The organism is Prevotella amnii CRIS 21A-A (assembly GCF_000177355.1).
GTDB classification, from domain to species: domain Bacteria; phylum Bacteroidota; class Bacteroidia; order Bacteroidales; family Bacteroidaceae; genus Prevotella; species Prevotella amnii.
Genome location: NZ_ADFQ01000086.1, coordinates 1 through 19,021 on the forward strand (window position 1 = coordinate 1; position 19,021 = coordinate 19,021).

A 19,021-nucleotide genomic window follows, 5' to 3' on the forward strand; every position below is an offset into this window, starting at 1 on the left:
TTTTTATACCTTCCTTTACAATTGTCTTTCGCCTCATAGCAACTCAAAAACACCATCTCCCTTACACACTTAACACACAACAAAGCCCCCTTAACACAGACATATACATATAAAAGGTGCACAAACTCTTGAGCAATACCGCTCAGAAATCTGTGCACCCTTTCGTTGTCCGAAGACAAACTCTTAATGTGTTAATCCTGGTTTACAATCTAAATCCCTTTAATAACTAAAAACCTATTTAATCTAAAACAATCAATCAAACTACCTGTAATAACTAAAACCCTAAATATATATATGTTATAAAACTATGAACTCTTTTGTTTTGACAGTGCAAAGGTAAGTGTGCGCGTACACATACGCAAACTTTTCATGGAAAAAGTTTCATTTCGTAACCTTTTTTTTGACTTACATCAACCCGCCTTAGTTCTCTTCCCCTTTTTCTGCCCTATGTCTTCCCAAGCTCAACCTACGCCAAAGCACTCTTGGAACACACCTCATAGCCAGTGCCACCACATGCCAAAAGCCATCTATATAAGCCACGTGCTTACGCTTATATATAGCCTTTAAGATGTCTTTGGCAGCTTTATCCACCGGCAGAAGATGAGGGTAACTGTTGCCTTTAAGTAGCGGTGTAGCTACAAAACCCGGACGAATATCGGTAATGAGTATGCTCTTTTTGCTATTGCGGGCTTTCTGTTCTAAGGCTTCAAGGTAAACGTTTTGAAAGGCTTTCGAGGCAGAATAAGAGGGAGAAGCCCCAAGACCACGCACTCCGGCAATAGAGCTTACCACAGCAATATGCCCCTTTCCCTGCTCAAGGAAATAGCGAAAAGCCTCGCCCACCATTCTTGTAAAGCCCAAAGCGTTAGTCTGCACCGTGGGAAGCTCTATCTCGGGCAGCAGTATAGGGCTTTGCTCACCTATGCCCGAAGCATAGAAAAAGAGGTCTACACCACCTAACGCCGTTATAAGAGTACGCAAAAGGTGAGGCGACTGCTGCATGGTAACATCTATAACTGCCCACTCCACCTGCTCTTCCCACTCCTTTTTAAGAGCCTCGAGCGGAGCTTTTCGCCGTGCCGCAACACCTACTTTCCACCCATCACGAAGCAATAACCGAGCCACGGCAAGACCTATTCCTGAAGAAGCACCTATCACTATGGCTCGCTTTGGCAAGCCTTCCCAATACCTTTTAACCATAAAAACCTTTTTATATTATTCCTCCAAGCAAAGATAATAATATTTTCACTTTTTGCAAAGGCATACTATAAAATAACTAAAGCTAAAGAGCTTTATATCACTAATATACTCATTATTAGGTATTGTCCGTATTTTCAAGAACGAGTATCTTTGCAATAATAATTTTTTTTGTAGAATTTTAAACAGTAATAAAAGAAATGAAAACTATCAATTTACAAAAAGTAGCCGTAGGATTGCTATGCTGCTCCTTCGTCTTCTTTACTTCTTGTAGCAAAGACGATACCTTGGATAAGCTGCAGCAAGAGGTAGAAACTATGAAAAAGAAGCAAGACGAAGAGGCTCAAAAGAGAAAGCTCAAAGAAGAAGCCGACAAGAAAAAGCAGCAAGAAGAGGCTGAGCAGAAGAAGAAACAAGACGAAGAAAACAAGCAAAAGCAAGAGGAGGAAAAGCAAAAGCAAGAAGAAAAGGAAAAGCAAAGAGAAGCTGAAGAGCAGAAAAGGCAAGAGGCTGAAAGGCAAAGACAAGAAGCTGAACAGAAAAGGCAAGAGGCTGAAAGGCAAAGACAAGAGGCTGAGCAAAAGAGAAAAGAAGCCGAACAGAAAAGAGAGCAAGCCGGCAAAAAGCCAGAAAAGGCTCAAGGCTTAACCTTTAAACAAGGTTCGTCTGTAAAAGTACCTCCTTACCAAAGTAAAGCAATAGATATAGTAGGTGGTAAAGCACCTTATACTGTAGTAGCTAAAACTAAAAATTTAGTTAAGATTACTCAATATGATAATGAAAATTACTTTTCTGTACAAGGCATGGCTTGGGGCGAAACAGAAATAGAAGTAACCGATAGCACTGGTAAAACAGGCATTCTCAAGCTAACAGTAGGCTACTAACAAAGCAGTACCATTAATATTTAGTCATAAAGGAAGCCCCCTTTAGAGATGAGCCACTACACAACACTTTAGAGGCTACAACATCTCCTAAAGGGGGTTATTATAAGGAAAAGGGGCAGAAAGGCTTCCTTTTAGCTAATAAAAAGCAAGCTACCAAAACTTTTTCTCTCTTCCCTGTGCGTGTTACAGCCGTTTTATGTAACTTTGCTTTATAACATATTATAATTTCTCTGTTTATTAACTAACAAACTATAGTTTATGAAAAAGATTTTATCTCTCGCATTTTTACTAATGCTCTCTCTATCTGTTTTTGCACAAAGGCAGGTTACCAAGTTTTTAGGAATACCCGTAGACGGCAGTCGCACAGCTATGATACAAAAGCTAAAGGCTAAGGGCTTTAGATATAATAACTATGTTAAAGCTCTTGAAGGAAAGTTTAATGGAACGAATGTTTGGATTAGTGTGCAGACTAATAATAACAAGGTTTGGCGAATTGCAGTAGCATACAAAGATAGTTTTAATAAAGGGGATATTAAAATACAATACAACAGCCTTATTAATCAGTTTGCTAACAACCCAAGATATATGTCCTTTGATGCAGAAGAGCTTACCGACAAAGACGACATAGGCTATGAGGTGAGCATTAATAAAAAGCAATACGCAGCCAGTTTTTATCAGCTCTCTGACGACGAAAATATAAAAAACGGATTAGTATGGTTTACTATTAGAGAAGATCCTAATAATTTCCAAAAATATTCTATTGCAATTTTTTACGAAAATTGGTATAACGAAGCCAACGGCGACGACCTTTAAAAGGGGCATAACCCCTAAAGGCGCAACGAAGAAAGCCCTTTTGCTTTCCTTCGTAAGGAGAAAAACGAAGCCGAAAGAGGGTGAGAAGTGGCATAAAGAAACATCACCTTTTACCCTCTAAAACATCACCTTTCGTGGCATAAAACATCACCTTTTACTCACCAAAAGGTGATGTTTTTTTCTTCACTAACGGCATAAAAAAAAAGCACTAACAGCCATTACAGCCGTTAGTGTCTTTATATATTGCCTACACCCTTGCCCGCTAAAGAGCCTTACTCCTAAAGCCCTTGCCTTCAGAAGCCCCATGTAAGAGCCTCTAAAGGGCGAGGGTGTGAGGGTTAGAGCTGCTCGCTCCAGTCTTCCTTAGTCTTACGTACGTAGCTCTGATAACGTAGCTTAGCCATGTCTTCACAAGCCTTAAAGAGCTCATCAGCCTCAGCAGGATATGCTTTCTTTACTGATAAGAAGCGCACCTCGCTTGCAAGATAGTCCTGGAACTTCTCCCATTGAGGAGCCTTAGAATCGAGAGAGAATGGGTTTTTGCCCTCTTCAGCCAAGGTAGGATTATAACGCCATAGGTGCCAGTAACCAGCTTCTACGGCACGACCCTCCTGTGCTTGTGAGCGTCCCATACCGCCCTTAAGCTTCAAGCCGTGGTTAATACATGGCGAGTAAGCTATGATGAGCGATGGTCCATGATAAGCCTCAGCCTCTTTTATGGCTTTAAGGGTCTGAGCATTGTCAGCTCCCATAGCTACCTGTGCTACATATACATAGCCGTATGTAGTGGCCATAAGCCCAAGGTCTTTCTTACGTACACGCTTACCCTTAGCGGCAAACTGTGCGATAGCGCCAAGCGGAGTAGCCTTAGAGCTTTGTCCACCAGTGTTAGAATATACCTCAGTATCGAGCACAAGGATATTAACATCTTCACCCGATGCAATGACGTGGTCTAAACCACCATAACCTATATCGTAAGAAGCACCATCACCGCCTATTATCCATTGTGAGCGTTTTACCAAATAGTGGTCTAACACTTTAAGCTCTTTACATACAGGGCAGCCAGCCTTAGCACCTTCTTCTATGAAAGGCTTTAGCTTATCACTTGCCTTCTTAGATGCTTCAGCATCGTCCATGCTTTCTATCCACTCCTTAGCAGCTTCCTTAAACTCGGCAGGCACATGTTCGTCGCTTGCCTGCTGTGTTAATAAGAACTTGATACGTCCGCGCATCTTCTTATTACCCAAAGCCATACCAAGCCCAAACTCGCAGAAGTCCTCAAACAAAGAGTTGTTAAAGGCAGGACCCTGACCACGCTCGTTAGTGGTATAAGGTGTAGAAGGCACAGAGGCAGAATAGATAGACGAACACCCAGTGGCATTGGATATCATCTCACGGTCGCCAAAGAGCTGTGAAACGAGCTTGACATAAGGTGTCTCACCACAACCTGCACATGCTCCAGAGAATTCGAACAGTGGCTGTGCAAACTGTGAGTTTTTAACGTTCATCTGTATATTAACCAAGTCTTGCTTGCTCTTAACCTGCTTTGTAAGATATTGCCACTGTGCTGCGTTGTGCTTTGTTTCTTCGCTTGCAGCGTTAAAAGGCTTTAAGGCAAGTGCTTTCTCGCCTCGCTTACCCGGACATACGTCTACACAGTTGTTACAGCCTGTACAGTCGAGATCGGATACCTGAATGCGGAACTGCATGCCTTTAAGCTCTTTAGGAGCCATAACGTTTATGGTAACATCGTCGAAACCAGCCTTCTCCTGCTCATCGAGCACGAAAGGACGTATAACAGCGTGAGGGCAAACATACGAGCATTTGTTACACTGTATGCAGTTTTCCGAGTTCCATACTGGCACGAAAGCTGCTACGCCACGCTTCTCATAAGCTGCCGTACCCACCTGCCATGTACCATCGGTAGTGCCGTGATTAACAAAGTCTGACACCTTTAGAAGGTCGCCAGCCTGTGCGTTCATAGGGCGGCAAACCTCTTTAACGAAAGCAGGAGCGTCGTCGTTTTCCTTCTCATCGTCAGGGAGATTAGCCCAAGAAGGGTCTACCTCTAAGATGTTATACTCACCTCCACGGTCTACAGCGGCATAGTTAAGATCTACCACGTCCTGACCTTTTCTGCCATAACTCTTAACGATAAATTCCTTCATCTGCTCTATAGCAAGATCTAAAGGAATAACCTTTGTTATGCGGAAGAAAGCCGATTGTAAGATGGTGTTGGTACGTTTGCCCAGCCCTATCTCCTGTGCTATCTTAGTGGCGTTGATGTAATAAACGGTGATATTGTTTTTAGCAAAATAGCGTTTTACCTTGTTAGGAATAAACTTTACGAGCTCCTCACCCTCAAAGATAGTGTTCAGCAAGAAAGTACCGTTCTTACGCAGACCGCGTGTAACATCGTACATATTAAGATAAGCCTGCACATGACATGCTACAAAGTTAGGCGTCTTAACCTGATAGGTAGAGCGTATGCGCTCATCGCCAAAGCGAAGGTGTGAACAGGTGAAACCTCCCGACTTCTTAGAGTCGTACGAGAAATAAGCCTGACAATACTTATCAGTGTTATCACCTATAATCTTTACAGAGTTTTTATTAGCACCTACCGTACCATCAGCTCCAAGACCATAGAACTTAGCCTCAAAGGTGTTTTCACCACCAAGTGGTATTTCCTCCACCTCAGGTAAAGAGGTAAAGGTAACATCGTCTACAATACCCACAGTGAAATGGTTCTTTGGCTCTGGAAGCTCTAAGTTGTTATATACAGAGATGATGTGTGAAGGTGTGATATCTGCCGACCCTAAGCCGTAACGTCCACCCACTATCAAAGGCTTGATGTCAGCATCGTAGAAAGCCGACTTGATGTCTAAGTATAAAGGTTCGCCCTCTGCACCCGGCTCTTTAGTACGGTCGAGCACCGAAATGCGCTTAACAGTCTTAGGAACAGCTGCAAAAAGATGCTTCTTAGAGAAAGGACGGAACAAGTGTACCGCAACCATTCCCACCTTCTTGCCCTGCTTTAAAAGGTAGTCTATAGCCTCTTTAGCAGCCTCAGTGGCAGAGCCCATGAGGATAATAATGTTCTCGGCGTCCTCAGCTCCATAGTAATCGAAGAGATGATGCTCACGACCTGTTATCTTAGAAATCTCGCCCAAGAAATGTTCTACTATCTCTGGAACGCTGTTATAATACTTATTGCTTGCCTCACGGTGAGTGAAGAAAGTCTCAGGGTTTTCTGCTGTACCACGTGTTACTGGGCGTTCTGGGCTCATAGCACGGTCGCGGAAACGCTTAACGTCGTTCATATCGAGTAGTGGACGTATCTCTTCCTGATCCATAAGCTCCACCTTCTGATATTCATGAGATGTGCGGAAACCATCAAAGAAATTGATGAAAGGCACCGAAGACCTCAATGCCGACAAATAGCTTACTGCAGAAAGATCCATTACCTCCTGCACAGAGCCAGAACAGAACATGGCAAAACCCGTCTGACGACATGCCATAACGTCCTGATGATCGCCAAAAATACTAAGAGCATGGCTGGCAAGTGTACGCGCTGTAACGTTGAAAACGCAAGGTAAAAGCTCACCAGCTATCTTATACATGTTAGGAATCATCAACAGAAGACCCTGCGAAGCGGTAAACGTTGTAGTCAAAGCACCAGACTGAAGAGAACCATGCACAGCACCTGCTGCACCGCCTTCAGACTGCATTTCCTGAACACTTACCTCCTGACCCCACAAATTCTTACGACCCTTAGCCGACCAATCGTCTACATGCTCCGCCATAGGTGAAGAAGGAGTAATAGGATAAATAGCTGCTACCTCTGAGAACATATAGCTCACATGAGCAGCTGCTTCGTTACCATCACAAGTGATAAACTTTTTTACTTTAGCCATTTCTTTTTAATTAAAATGTTTTTTATAATGTTTTTGTTGTTTTATATATTATGGTTTGGCAAAACTTTCTTCGGATTCCCTTAATAAAGGAAACCGAAAAGCCATAAAGGCACATTATTGTCTGAACCAATTTCTTCGTTATATTGAGCATAATAAGTCTGGGCATTCATACGCACATTAGCCGTCTTAGCATCGCAAACCCTTATGCTCTTATCGCCGTCTACGATATAAGTACCCGCCTTCTTACTGTCGTTAATAATATGGCTGGACCACAGGTTGTTTACCAAAAATATCTCCATAAGCTCCTGAACGTCGCACTGAATGGGATAAATGGCATGCACCAAGTTAGTATTATGAAGCATCAGCTTTGCCGGTTTCTTAGGAAAAGACTGCCCCTGAGGGTAAATGATGTTTATTAAACGGGCATCAGCCAAGTTCTTAATATAATTCATCACAGTAGCCCTACTTGTGTTAATGCTACTTGCCAAACTGCTTATATTGGGTGCTTTAGGACCTCCTAAAGCCAAAAGGTAAAAAAGATCTTTTATCTTTGTGAGATATTTTAGCTCTATCTGCTTTATTAATAAAATATCCACCTCTATCATCATGTTCATCGTCTTGAGCAAATTCTCTGAGAAATTACGATGCTCTAAGAAAAAAGGATAAAAGCCATGGTGTAGATAATCTCGAAAATAAATCAAAGGATTCACCTTTGATAACACCTCTCTTGCTATCGACTCGTGATGAGATAATATCTCTTCTAACGAATAGCTCTTCAATCTTAAGCCAGCCTTTAGGTTAAGATACTCACGGAAAGAAAAACCTAACAAATTATAACTCTTCACTATACCGTTAAGCTCCGGATTCTCTTCCTTTAAGCGCATAACACTGGAACCTGTGAAAACTATCCGCAAAGAAGGATAGCTATCGTAACATTTCCTTAGCTCGGCGCTCCACGAAGGCTGCTTAAAAACCTGATCGATGAGCAACGTCTTGCCACCATTACGATAAAACTCACCAGCAAAATCGGCTATGCCCCTACCCTGAAAATAAAAGTTGTTCATATTAATGTAAAGACATTGACGATCTAAAGCTCCGTATCTCTCCTTAGCATACTGCAGTAAGAACGTTGTCTTACCCACACCGCGCGTACCTTTGATGCCTATTAGACGGTCGTTCCAGTCGATCTCGTCCATAAGAGCTCGGCGCACAGGGGCATTCACATGTTCTACCAAATAGGTATGTGTACGAAAGAAAGTATCCATTGCTTACCTTTGCTTTATAATTTGCATTGCAAAGGTAATATTATTTTCTATTATTTGCAAACTCTACTTTACAAAAAATATTATTTTTAATCTTTTATTTTTGCGCAAGACATTACTTTCTATTACCTTTGCAAGCCCCAAAGAAAAAAATTAAAATATGATTTTACACATTTTTAATCCAGAGCACGACGCTGCTCTTGCTAACAACGATAAGCACTTTGTAGCATCGCACGCTGCACGGCTATTACGTACGGACCTCGACTTCTTGCCCGCTCTCTATGCTAAACCTAACGACTTAGTTTTAGTGAGCGACTATCTTTCGGCTAAGAAGCATCTGAAACAATTGGAAAAGTTTGCTAAGACATATCATCTTGTTACCTTAGACACCTTACAAAACATAAAAAGCGACATAACAGAGATAAGACCTTGGGCTTGGGACAAGGCTATAAAAAACAGTTTAGATAACGTAGGTATAAGCAAAAAACTTATGCCCACAGACCAAGAGCTAAGCATGATAAGGGACGTTAGCAACAGACAGTTTTCGGCATCTGTGTTAAAAGCACTAAAACGCTCGCTAAACCTTCCTAACATAGTGGGAGAAGCCGTATATGTAAACAACATGAAAGAGCTTACACTATATGTGAAATACTATAAAAAAGCCATCTTAAAAGCCCCTTGGAGCTGCAGCGGGCGAGGCATAAGATACATTGACTCTTTACAAGACGCATACACCACTAACTGGGCACACAACATTATAAGAAAGCAAGGAGGAGTGATGATAGAGCCTTTCTATAGCAGGGTGAAAGACTTTGGTATGGAGTTTTATGCCTATATGAGTACGGTAGACTTTCAGGGAATATCGCTCTTTAACACCAATAACGGTGCTTACTCGGGCAATCTTATACAAAGCGAGGACTACAAGCTGTCTGTGCTTGCTAAATATGTTAACCCCGATGAGATAATACTTATAAAAAACAAGCTCGAAATGCTCCTAAGACAATACATAGCTAAACGCTACACAGGACCTTTAGGAGTGGATATGATGATAGTAGCTGACGAAAAACACAAAAAAGCTAAGAAACCCTCGTTCTTTATACACCCTATGGTGGAAATAAACATGAGGTGCACCATGGGACACGTTGCCCTAAAACTATCTAAAACACCAGAAGCTATAGGAAAGATAATGCTCACTGAGTATGACGGGTCGCACTATCATCTGCGCCTAAGCCAGCATAACACCGAGCTTTTCTCTTTATAACACCAAGCTATACAACGCTAAAAGCTAAGGGAAAGCCGCTAAGGCTACAGCCTTTATGTTATTAAAGGCTAAAGGAAAAGCCACTAAGAGATAAAGGAAAATTCTCTTTTTACCTTATAAATATATAACTCCTAAAACTACTAAGATAGCCATTATGATAAGAACGACTAACAAGCCACGCTTAAAAAGCAGCCTACGCTTTCTTCTCTCAGAATGTATCTTACTACTAAACTCTGTGTACTGGTTATGCTTTGCCATACATGCAGTTTGTTTTTAGTTAAAGCATTATAACATAATGCCTATTTATATTATTAAAGAACCTAAAAAGAATAACTGTTGCAAAAGTACAAAATATTATAAAAAAGACGAGAAAGTATTTACCTTTTTTTACACTATCGTGTATTGCCCTCCCCGGTTTTTAATTATTTTAACCTACAAAATCAGCCACACCCCTACCCTTTCTTTAGGTAAGCGTGTGGCTGACAGCTTATAAAGACATGCCTCTTCTTTAGCTATAGGCTTACTTTAAGCCATGCTATGCGGCAGCAAAAATCCATTCGTATATGCCACTGCACACACCAAAGAGCAAGATACCTACCATGCAAACGGCTAAAGCCATCTTGGTATTGTTATCGCTCTTAAAGGTTGGTAATGGGCTATCTGTACGAACAATGTACATAGCCTTAACAATCTTAAGATAATAGTACAGCGAGATAACCGTGTTTAGCAAGGCTATGAACACCACTGCGTATGCCCATGCGCCCATAGTAGTTTGCACAGAAGCCCCCTTAACGCCTGCCATAAAGACAAAAAACTTAGAGAACATACCTGCAAAAGGCGGAATACCAGCCAAAGAGAACATAGCCAAAGTCATTAGTAACGACAGGCGTGGATTAGTTTTATAGAAGCCATTATAGTCGTCTATCTCTGTTTTGCCTCCGTTATTCTGTTCTACTACAGACACTATGGTAAAGACAGCCATGTTAGCAGCAACATATATAAGCACATAGTAAGTAAGCGCACTTATAGAGCTTGCCCAGTCAGTGCCTATAGCTGCAAGGATAATATACCCTGCCTGCGAGATAGAACTAAATGCCATAAAGCGTTTTAGCTCACTCTGTCTCACAGCAAAGAGGTTAGCCACCGTGATAGAAAGCACTATGACAATCATTAAAAGCACATGCCAGTAAGTCATCATGCTACCAAAGACATGGAACAAGATGCTTAGCAAGGTAAAGGCAGCTGCTCCTTTAGAGATAACACTGAGGTATCCCGTTACTGTAGTAGGCGCTCCCTGATAGGTATCGGCAGTCCAAAAGTGGAAAGGCACTAAAGATATTTTAAAACCAAGCCCACTGAAGAAGAACACCAGCCCTGCCACTGTCAGGAAGTTAGGGGTTATCTTTGCAGCAACATCGCCAAAGTATAACGTGCCATAAGCAGCGTAAAGCATACTTATACCATACAGCATCACACCGCTTGAGAAGGTAGCCGTAAGGATAAACTTTGCTGCACCTTCAGCCGAATTGTTACGTTTCTCATCGAAAGCCACCATGCAAGCCAAAGGCACTGATGCCATTTCTAAACCTAAGAAGAACATAAGGAAATGACCCGCACTCATCATTACAAACATTCCCAATAAGGTGGAAGCAGTGATAAGGTAAAACTCGCCTTCCTTACCGCTCTTCTTAGCCCACTGAGAGCTTTGCAAAAACACTATAAACGTGCCCAGTGAAAGTATTGCCTTCATAACGTTTACAGCTCCCGAAGTAGTGTACATTCCCCCGAAAGCCATCGTAGGCTCTAAGGGTAGCAAGCATACTATAGTGTTAAGCAACAACAGTACACAGGCAAGCGGGTTGAGCCACTTACGCTCTTGCGACTTAGCCGACACAAAATCGGCAACAAACAAAATCACCAAGACAGCTACAAGGCTTGCCTCTGGTATCATCTTATAAAATTCTGTATAATTCATTTTGCTATAATCTTATAAGTTACCTATTGTTGGAACATACTCTATGATATGGCTAAAGATAGGTGCTACCCCGCTGATGATTATCTTTTCGAAGACGATAGGGAACATTCCCAGCCCGGCTACGCAAAAGATAAGTCCGCCAATGGCTAAACGTTCGTCCCAAGAAGCATCGTGTAGCTTAAAGAACTTGTCGTTAGCCACTTTCTGAAACAATATCTTACCCACTACACGCAAGATGTAAACGGCAGTAATCACTATCGCCGTACAAGCCACTATGGTAGCTACACGGTGGAACATACCTGCGTTATGGAACGAACCCACAAAGATAGTCATCTCAGCCACAAAGCCCGAGAAGCCCGGAAGACCAAGGTTAGCCAGTCCGGCTATAACGTACGACACTGCAAGGAAGGGTATTACCTTCATTAATCCGCCAAGATAGCGCACATCTCGCGTGCCAGCACGGTGGTATATCATACCTATACATGCAAAGAACAGGGCAGTCATAAGTCCGTGAGACAACATCTGAAGAATGGCTCCCGTTATGGAAGTCTGGGTAGTCATGACAAGCGCAAAGAGCACCATACCACAGTGAGAAACAGAGGAATAGGCGTTGATATACTTTAAGTCGGTCTGCACACAAGCCGAAAGCGCACCATATACTATAGATATAGTGGTAAGGACTAAGAACACCGGAGCCCATACCGTTAAGGCATCAGGCATTAAGAACATAGCTATACGCAAGCAGCCATACCCTCCGAGCTTCATCAAAACACCTGCATGGAGCATAGACACTGCCGTAGGGGCAGAGGCATGACCATCTGGCGACCATGTATGGAAGGGGAATAAAGCACCAAGCACACCAAAACCTATAAAGACAAATGGGAAAAAGATGTTCTGCATCTTCACCGGCATGGCGTGCATCTTAGCAAGCTCAAGGACATTCATCGTAGAAGAGCCACTAAAATAGTAAATACCCAGAATACCTAATATTATAAGAGCAGAACCTCCCATAAGCATAAGGGTAAGTTTCATAGCAGAATACTCCTTAGCTCCAGTACCCCAAACACCTATTAACAAATACATAGGTATCAAAGCTACCTCATAAAACATAAACATGGTAAACATATCTATAGATATAAAGAAGCCAAACACACCTATAGAAAGAAGTACGAACCAAAGGAAATATTCCTTTTTCATAGGTTCCTGCTGCCAAGAGGCAAAGGTACCTGTGAAAACTATCACCGCAGAAAGCAATATCATTACCACTGAAATGCCATCTACACCAACGGCAAAAGCTATGTTGAGAGGTTTAAACCACATAGCAGAAGCAGAAAGCAACATACTACCTGTATTACCTGCCTCACGCTGTTGTATGAAATAAACGGTAAGCCATATAGCTCCCACTAATAACAGTGAAGAACCAGCTACCATAACGCCACGCACCTGATTGTCGTTCTTGGCAACCCAAAGCCCCAAAAGCATCAAGACGGGGATTATTACGAATAATGTTAATATCCAACTCATTTTTTTATATCAAGCAAAGTAATACTAATGTTAAAGCGATAGTACCTGTTAAGAACCATATTACATATTGGCGCACATCGCCACTCTGCCAAGAGCGTATAGACTCTCCTGCCTCGTTAGCACCCCAAGCCATAAAATTGAATGTGCCATCTATAACACGACGATCGAACCAAGCAATAGGAATAGAGAAGAAACGGAATACTATCTTATGTGTGAAAAACTGCCATGCACTGTCTATATAAAACCTGTTTAATGCCGCTCTATGAAGACCCGGCATAGCACGCTGCAACGCATCGGCAACGGGCTGCTTCTTACCCATATACATAAAGGTAGCTAAAGCAATGCCGATAACAGCTGCTACGATACTTGTGGTGGCTATACCTGCATCGATATGTATATCGTAGCGCAAGCCATTAGCACTTACGAAACGCCCAAAGGGTATCAAGCCTGCCACACAAGAGATGATAGCCAAGAACACAAGCGGACCCCACATAACAAAAGGCACCTCCTGAGGACGACGACGATGCTCCGGATCTAGCTCATAATAAGACTGACCCCAGAAGATAACATAATAAAGACGGAACATATAAAACGCCGTCATACCTGCTACAAGCGTCATTATCCACTTCAATGCCTGACCCTCTGCACCTGGAAGAGCATTACAAGCCGATATTATCTCGTCCTTTGAGAAGAAACCCGCAAAGGGAGGAATACCAGATATGGCAAGGCAGCCTATCAGGAAGCAAATGTTTGTAATGGGCATATACTTATGCAGACCGCCCATGTACTCCTTAAAGTTGCTACCTATAATAACTATTATTGCTCCAGAACATAAGAAGAGCAACGCCTTAAACATAGCGTGGGTAAACAAATGGAACATTGCTGCCATATAGCCTAACCCTCCATGATGTAAAAACTCTGCCGAAGAGAAGCTGCCCTGCTTACTATCGTAAAAGCAAACCCCTAAGGCTACAAGCATATAAGCTATCTGAGAGATAGTAGAAAACGCCAAGCCTCGCTTAATATCTTTCTGCACACAAGCCACGGCAGCTGCATAGAAAGCTGTAAAAGCTGCTATCCATGCTATCCAGTGAAGCTGCTCTTGAGCACCAAACTGTAAGTAGATGGGCAGCAAAGACGCTACCTGAAACACACCGGCTACAACCATCGTTGCCGCATGGATTAAAGCCGAAACAGGGGTAGGACCCTCCATAGCATCGGGAAGCCATATATGTAATGGGAACATAGCCGACTTACCTGCACCACCGATAAACATCAGAAACAACGCCGTAGGTATTGCCCATGATGTAGAAGGGTTAGCAGCTAAAGAAGCGAGCTTACCTACAAGATGAGGATTTACCGATAAGTCGTAATTGAAAGTACCTACATAGAAACTGAAAAACAATATTCCTATAAGGAAAAACAAATCGGCAAAACGCGTTACTATAAACGCCTTCTTACTGGCATGTACCGCTGTATGCTTTGGATAATAAAAGCCTATCAACAGATAAGAGCACACACCCACAAGCTCCCAGAAGAGATACATCTGGAAGATGTTAGTAGCTACCACCAAGCCTAACATAGAACAGGTAAACATAGACAAGTAAGCATAGAAACGCTGGAAACCATGCTCATACTCCTCAAACTCATATTTCTCGCCTCGCTCTGCCATATAGCCAAACGAATAGATATGTACCATGAAACTAACCGTGGTGATAACAACAAGCATCATCACGCTGATAGGGCTCAAGCGGAAACCTATATTAAAGGTTAGAAGATCTGTAAACTTTAGCCAGGTGAGGTTAAACACCGTTATTGTAGGGTAAGCACCCTGACCACCGTCAAGCCTACCATTAACAACCTTAAAAACCTCGCCCATGGCTGTAAACTCTCCCGTATAGAAGAAGTAACGATAAGCTGTATAAAGACTCAAGGCAAACAACACACCCAGCATGCAAGTGCCTGCAATACCTGCCACTTTCTTAGGCATCTTCATTCCGGTAAGTCCTAATACTAAAAAGCTTAGGAAGGGAAGAAGGAGTATTAAAAATGCGTAATCGAACATAATCTTTTTTTATAATTTCATGTTTTCAATACTGTTCACCTGATCGTTATGGAAATGGCGGTAAACATTAATAATTATAGCAAGTGCCACGGCTGTTTCGGCAGCACTGACACCTATGGAAAACAGTGTGAAGAACATGCCCTCAAAACCACTGGGATAAAGCAAACGGTTAAAAGCAGCAAAGTTGATATCAACACTATTTAATACTAACTCGATAGAGATAAGCATCGCAACAAGGTTACGACGGGTAACAAAACCAAATACCCCAATAAAAAACAGTATTCCGCTAAGTAGGAAAAAATATTGTACTGGTATCATTCTAAGCCTCCTTTTTGTTTTTTTTATTTAATATAACCAGCCCGCCTATGATACAAGCCAGTAAGAAGAGCGATATAAACTCGAAGGGCAACACATACCCATACTTATCCGCACTCATAAGCGTTGTGCCTATCTTCTGCATTGGCACCTCGCCTTTTACCGATGAAGACACTACAGCATTTAGTAGCTCGTTCTTTAAAAACACAGCTGCCACTACCACAAAGCCTACCACGGCAAGCCCAGCGGCTAAGAACGTACGCTTACCGAGCCAACGCTCTGACAAGCCACGAAGGGTCTGCTTATTAACAAGGTGAATGGCAAAAACATATACCATAGTAATGCCACCGGCATAAATGCTTATCTGCACCGTACCAAGAAAGGTATAGTCGAGCAAAAAATACATTCCTGCCACACCAAACAACACAAACAACAACGCCGTTGCTGCACGCATAATCCTACTGGTTAGCACCGAGAAAAAGGCTGCTGCCAATATTACTACGGCTAAAACCGCAAACATAATAATCTGTGCCATAGGGCTTATTTCTTTTTGGTATTAAAGGTTCCTACTTCCCAGTCGGCTCCGCCATCAATGATATTAGGCAAAGACCCTCCGGTATAAACTTCTTTATCAAGATGAAGAACGAGCTTAGAACGGTCGAAAACAGCATTCTCAAAGTCGTTTGTAAACTCGATAGCACCAAAGCCGCAAGCATTTGTACACAGCTCGCAAAACATGCAATCGCCCAAATCGTACTGGTAATCGACAAGCTGCTTCTTCTTCCTGCCCTCCTCGTTGGTAACCATCTGCGACAAGATGCGGATAGTTCCGTTAGGGCAAGCTTTCTCACACATGGTACAAGCAGTACACTTATAGTTGCCTTCCTCATCGCGGATAAACGTCAAACGCCCACGATGGCGTGCAGCAACGTGTAAGGTTGTTTTACGATTCTCTGGATACTGTTCTGTCGACTTTGGTGTGAAATATTCTTTCATCGTAACCTTTAAGCCGGTAGCCAGTGTCTTTAGAGCACTCCCAACCTCACCGAAATATGATTCTTTCTTTTCTTCCATATCTCTTCTTAAGCATTAATAGTAAACGTCCAGCCGAAGGCTACACACACCGTCATTAAGACTAAGATGACCAGCGACAGGGGCATTAAATATTTCCATTCGAGCTTTAAGATCTGGTCTACACGAAGACGAGGGAAAGTCCAGCGCACCCACATAAGCAGGAACACCACTACAAACGTCTTACCCAAGAACCAGACAATGCCCGGAATAAAGTTCATTACACTGTCGAAGCCCTCGATACCTATATTTAAAGGTGCCCAGCCTCCTAAGAAAACTGTAGTGGCAATACCCGAGACTACAAACAGATTAAGATATTCTGCTAAGTAATAAAAGCCAAAACCCATACCAGAATATTCGGTATGGTAACCTGCGGTAAGCTCGCTCTCGGCTTCTGCCAAATCGAAAGGACCACGGTTAGCCTCTGCATTACCTGCTATGCAAAACACTAAGAATGCCAGCAAGGCAGGTATATGTCCCTGTACGATGAGCCACTGCCAGGGACCCGTCTGTGCTTCCACAATACCAGATACCTGCATCGTACCCGTAAGGATAACGGCAGAGATAAGACACAAGCCCAAAGAGAGCTCGTAAGAAATCATCTGCACTGCCCCACGCATAGCCGAAAGCACGGAATACTTGTTATTACTACCCCAACCAGCAAGGAAAACCCCTACTACACCTATCGAACTAATAGCTGTAACGAGGAATATACCTACGTTAAAGTCGAGAATGTTAGCACCTTTGTTCCAGGGAAGGAACGAGAATGTACCCACCGAGGCTATAATAACCAAGAAAGGTGCTATAAAATATATCAGCTTATCAGCCTTATCTACTGAGAAGATCTCTTTAATGAGCATCTTCAATACATCGGCAAACACCTGCAATGTGCCCCACCAGCCCACACGCACCGGACCTATACGACACTGGAAGTAAGCACATACCTTACGCTCCATGAAGATAAGCACAATAGCAAGCACAGCATAAGCCGTAAGGATTATCAGCCCCACTACAATACACTCTATCAGGGTAGAGGAAAAATTGCCTAAGCCCAGCGTTACTCTTAGCAAGGCATCAAACCATTTTGTTATAATACTAAAATCGAACATTATATGATTTTATGCTTAATTATTTACTTTTTTTCATACCACTTTCTTAACGGTCGATGTCTGGAATAACAAAGTCTAAAGCGGCTACGTTGGTAATCAGGTCGGCTACCTTTTCGCCTCTCAACATCTTATCCAAAGCACCCACCAAGGTAAGACCCATAGGGCGGAACTTAACACGATACGGACTCTTATCTCCACGTGAGTCGAGATAACAGCCAAACTCGCCACTGGCTCCCTCCACAGAGAAGAACCACTGCCCTTGAGGCACCTTTATTATAGGTCGCTGCTTAATATAGAAATCGCCTTCAGGGATATTATCTATTAGCTGCTCTATGATGTTAAGGCTCTCATAAATCTCCTTTATATGGCAATAGTAACGATCCATAGAGTCGCCATGGGTCAAAACTACCTCTTTAAAGTCCACCTTATCATACATATCGTATGGGTGATGCTTACGAACATCGTTTTTCCAGCCTGCTGCACGACCTGCCGGACCCGTTACAGCGTAGCTTATAGAGTCTTCTCGGCTCATATATCCCACCTTCTCCAAACGCTTATGAGTAATGACGTTATCGCCAAAGACGTCGAGATATTCCTGCACCATAGGGCGAAGATACTTGCAGAGCTTCTTCACATTATCTACAAAGTGAGCATCGATATCTGCCTGCAAACCACCTATACGATAGTAGTTTTGTATCAAACGTCCACCGGTAGTCTCCTCCATTACGTTAAGCACATGCTCACGGTCGCGCATACCATAAAGGAAAGCGGTAAGCGCACCAAGGTCTTGAGCCACACATGAGGTATAGAGCAAGTGGTTATCTATACGCTGAAGCTCGTCCATAATGGTTCTTATATACTTTATACGGTCTGAAAGCTCCACGCCAAGCCCTTCCTCTATTACACCCACTAAAGCGTGGCGGTGCATCATAGCCGAAAGATAGTTCATACGGTCAGTAAGAGCCAGTGTCTGTGGATAAGAAAACTCCTCACAAAGCTTCTCTATACCACGATGTATATACCCAAGATGGGGATATATGCGCTTAACGGTCTCACCGTCTAAGACTGTCTGCAAACGTAGCACACCATGCATGGCAGGGTGCTGCGGACCAAAGTTTACCACATAATCGTCATCGGTAAAGAGCGAATGCTTTGTAGAAACAAGATTGCCACTACCATCTAACGACCACTCCAAAGTGGTATCCACCTCTACATCGTCGGTTAAGGTATAAAGGTTTTTTGTAGGATCTTTATCGAAATCCTTACGCAAAGGGTAACCATTACTATAGTCGTTACGCAAAAACAGACGACGCATGTCAGGGTGCCCTAAAAACTTAATACCAAAAAAGTCGTACACCTCGCGCTCCAGCAGCTCGGCATCTGCCCATAGCTTAATAACAGAAGGAATGACATGCTCTTCATCTATCTGCTTAGCTATCTGCTTTACCGATATACGCTCATGAGAAAGAGTGTTCTCAAGAATGTAAATACAGCCTAAACCCTCTTCCTGACCAAAGTCTTCACCAACAATAGTTACAAGGTAATCGAAATGATTCTCGTTCTTTAATCTTGCCATCTCAAGGGCAAAACTATCAAAGCCAAATTCTTTATTTTCTAATTTCATCTTCCTT

Annotated in this window: 15 protein-coding genes; 3 read left to right on the forward strand and 12 right to left on the reverse strand. The window is 42.6% G+C overall.

Annotation, left to right across the window (positions count from 1 at the left end):
* Window positions 1-420: 420 nt before the first annotated feature.
* Window positions 421-1,200 (reverse strand): SDR family NAD(P)-dependent oxidoreductase, encoded by a 780-nt coding sequence (locus tag HMPREF9018_RS07825; RefSeq protein ID WP_008450394.1) that lies wholly within the window; start codon window positions 1,198-1,200, stop codon window positions 421-423.
* 197 nt (window positions 1,201-1,397) lie between these two features.
* Here HMPREF9018_RS07825 and HMPREF9018_RS07830 point away from each other — a divergent pair, with 197 nt between their 5' ends.
* Both HMPREF9018_RS07830 and HMPREF9018_RS07835 read left to right on the forward strand, forming a co-directional pair.
* The gene (locus tag HMPREF9018_RS07830) at window positions 1,398-2,081 is read left to right on the forward strand and encodes a lipoprotein (protein WP_008450445.1); all 684 of its coding nucleotides are present in this window, start codon (window positions 1,398-1,400) and stop codon (window positions 2,079-2,081) included.
* A 258-nt stretch (window positions 2,082-2,339) separates the two neighbouring features.
* The gene (locus HMPREF9018_RS07835) at window positions 2,340-2,894 is read left to right on the forward strand and encodes a hypothetical protein (RefSeq protein ID WP_039864675.1); all 555 of its coding nucleotides are present in this window, start codon (window positions 2,340-2,342) and stop codon (window positions 2,892-2,894) included.
* 338 nt (window positions 2,895-3,232) lie between these two features.
* On the opposite strand, the gene nifJ is transcribed toward HMPREF9018_RS07835, so the two are convergent.
* Together nifJ and HMPREF9018_RS07845 are read right to left on the reverse strand one after the other, a co-directional pair.
* A complete protein-coding gene (nifJ, locus tag HMPREF9018_RS07840) occupies window positions 3,233-6,808 on the reverse strand; it encodes a pyruvate:ferredoxin (flavodoxin) oxidoreductase (RefSeq protein ID WP_008450312.1) in 3,576 nt (1,191 codons plus the stop codon).
* An 80-nt stretch (window positions 6,809-6,888) separates the two neighbouring features.
* Window positions 6,889-8,073, reverse strand: a complete 1,185-nt coding sequence (locus tag HMPREF9018_RS07845) for an ATP-binding protein (protein ID WP_008450398.1) — start codon at window positions 8,071-8,073, stop codon at window positions 6,889-6,891.
* A 157-nt stretch (window positions 8,074-8,230) separates the two neighbouring features.
* Here HMPREF9018_RS07845 and HMPREF9018_RS07850 point away from each other — a divergent pair, with 157 nt between their 5' ends.
* Window positions 8,231-9,331, forward strand: a complete 1,101-nt coding sequence (locus HMPREF9018_RS07850) for a hypothetical protein (RefSeq protein ID WP_008450441.1) — start codon at window positions 8,231-8,233, stop codon at window positions 9,329-9,331.
* A gap of 114 nt (window positions 9,332-9,445) precedes the next feature.
* Here the strand turns inward: HMPREF9018_RS07850 and HMPREF9018_RS11130 are convergent, their stop codons facing one another.
* From HMPREF9018_RS11130 to HMPREF9018_RS07895, 9 genes are all read right to left on the reverse strand, one after another.
* Window positions 9,446-9,589, reverse strand: coding sequence for a hypothetical protein (locus HMPREF9018_RS11130; protein WP_008450220.1), 144 nt, complete (start codon window positions 9,587-9,589; stop codon window positions 9,446-9,448).
* A gap of 277 nt (window positions 9,590-9,866) precedes the next feature.
* A complete protein-coding gene (locus HMPREF9018_RS07860; RefSeq protein ID WP_008450271.1) occupies window positions 9,867-11,306 on the reverse strand; it encodes an NADH-quinone oxidoreductase subunit N in 1,440 nt (479 codons plus the stop codon).
* Between the two features lie 12 nt (window positions 11,307-11,318).
* Window positions 11,319-12,830 (reverse strand): complex I subunit 4 family protein, encoded by a 1,512-nt coding sequence (locus HMPREF9018_RS07865; RefSeq protein WP_008450434.1) that lies wholly within the window; start codon window positions 12,828-12,830, stop codon window positions 11,319-11,321.
* Between the two features lie 4 nt (window positions 12,831-12,834).
* Window positions 12,835-14,895 carry an NADH-quinone oxidoreductase subunit 5 family protein gene (locus HMPREF9018_RS07870; protein ID WP_008450469.1) on the reverse strand — a complete coding sequence of 687 codons (2,061 nt, stop codon included), beginning with the start codon at window positions 14,893-14,895 and terminating at the stop codon, window positions 12,835-12,837.
* 9 nt (window positions 14,896-14,904) lie between these two features.
* A complete protein-coding gene (gene nuoK, locus HMPREF9018_RS07875) occupies window positions 14,905-15,213 on the reverse strand; it encodes an NADH-quinone oxidoreductase subunit NuoK (RefSeq protein WP_008450431.1) in 309 nt (102 codons plus the stop codon).
* Between the two features lies 1 nt (window position 15,214).
* The gene (locus HMPREF9018_RS07880; protein WP_008450305.1) at window positions 15,215-15,745 is read right to left on the reverse strand and encodes an NADH-quinone oxidoreductase subunit J family protein; all 531 of its coding nucleotides are present in this window, start codon (window positions 15,743-15,745) and stop codon (window positions 15,215-15,217) included.
* A gap of 5 nt (window positions 15,746-15,750) precedes the next feature.
* Entirely contained in the window at window positions 15,751-16,284 is a 534-nt protein-coding gene (locus tag HMPREF9018_RS07885) for a 4Fe-4S dicluster domain-containing protein (protein WP_008450277.1), read from the reverse strand.
* An 8-nt stretch (window positions 16,285-16,292) separates the two neighbouring features.
* Entirely contained in the window at window positions 16,293-17,390 is a 1,098-nt protein-coding gene (gene nuoH / locus HMPREF9018_RS07890; RefSeq protein WP_008450485.1) for an NADH-quinone oxidoreductase subunit NuoH, read from the reverse strand.
* Between the two features lie 46 nt (window positions 17,391-17,436).
* Window positions 17,437-19,014, reverse strand: a complete 1,578-nt coding sequence (locus HMPREF9018_RS07895) for an NADH-quinone oxidoreductase subunit D (RefSeq protein WP_008450244.1) — start codon at window positions 19,012-19,014, stop codon at window positions 17,437-17,439.
* Window positions 19,015-19,021: the final 7 nt, after the last annotated feature.

Excerpts from the sequence above, each read along its gene's own strand:
- HMPREF9018_RS07895 (WP_008450244.1), bottom strand. The coding sequence starts at position 19,014 with ATGAAATTAGAAAATAAAGAATTTGGCTTTGATAGTTTTGCCCTTGAG.
- nifJ (WP_008450312.1), bottom strand. The coding sequence starts at position 6,808 with ATGGCTAAAGTAAAAAAGTTTATCACTTGTGATGGTAACGAAGCAGCT.
- HMPREF9018_RS07880 (WP_008450305.1), bottom strand. The coding sequence starts at position 15,745 with ATGGCACAGATTATTATGTTTGCGGTTTTAGCCGTAGTAATATTGGCA.
- HMPREF9018_RS07845 (WP_008450398.1), bottom strand. The coding sequence starts at position 8,073 with ATGGATACTTTCTTTCGTACACATACCTATTTGGTAGAACATGTGAAT.
- HMPREF9018_RS07850 (WP_008450441.1), top strand. The coding sequence starts at position 8,231 with ATGATTTTACACATTTTTAATCCAGAGCACGACGCTGCTCTTGCTAAC.
- HMPREF9018_RS07860 (WP_008450271.1), bottom strand. The coding sequence starts at position 11,306 with ATGAATTATACAGAATTTTATAAGATGATACCAGAGGCAAGCCTTGTA.
- nuoH (WP_008450485.1), bottom strand. The coding sequence starts at position 17,390 with ATGTTCGATTTTAGTATTATAACAAAATGGTTTGATGCCTTGCTAAGA.
- HMPREF9018_RS07830 (WP_008450445.1), top strand. The coding sequence starts at position 1,398 with ATGAAAACTATCAATTTACAAAAAGTAGCCGTAGGATTGCTATGCTGC.
- HMPREF9018_RS11130 (WP_008450220.1), bottom strand. The coding sequence starts at position 9,589 with ATGGCAAAGCATAACCAGTACACAGAGTTTAGTAGTAAGATACATTCT.
- HMPREF9018_RS07885 (WP_008450277.1), bottom strand. The coding sequence starts at position 16,284 with ATGGAAGAAAAGAAAGAATCATATTTCGGTGAGGTTGGGAGTGCTCTA.
- HMPREF9018_RS07865 (WP_008450434.1), bottom strand. The coding sequence starts at position 12,830 with ATGAGTTGGATATTAACATTATTCGTAATAATCCCCGTCTTGATGCTT.
- HMPREF9018_RS07825 (WP_008450394.1), bottom strand. The coding sequence starts at position 1,200 with ATGGTTAAAAGGTATTGGGAAGGCTTGCCAAAGCGAGCCATAGTGATA.
- HMPREF9018_RS07835 (WP_039864675.1), top strand. The coding sequence starts at position 2,340 with ATGAAAAAGATTTTATCTCTCGCATTTTTACTAATGCTCTCTCTATCT.
- nuoK (WP_008450431.1), bottom strand. The coding sequence starts at position 15,213 with ATGATACCAGTACAATATTTTTTCCTACTTAGCGGAATACTGTTTTTT.
- HMPREF9018_RS07870 (WP_008450469.1), bottom strand. The coding sequence starts at position 14,895 with ATGTTCGATTACGCATTTTTAATACTCCTTCTTCCCTTCCTAAGCTTT.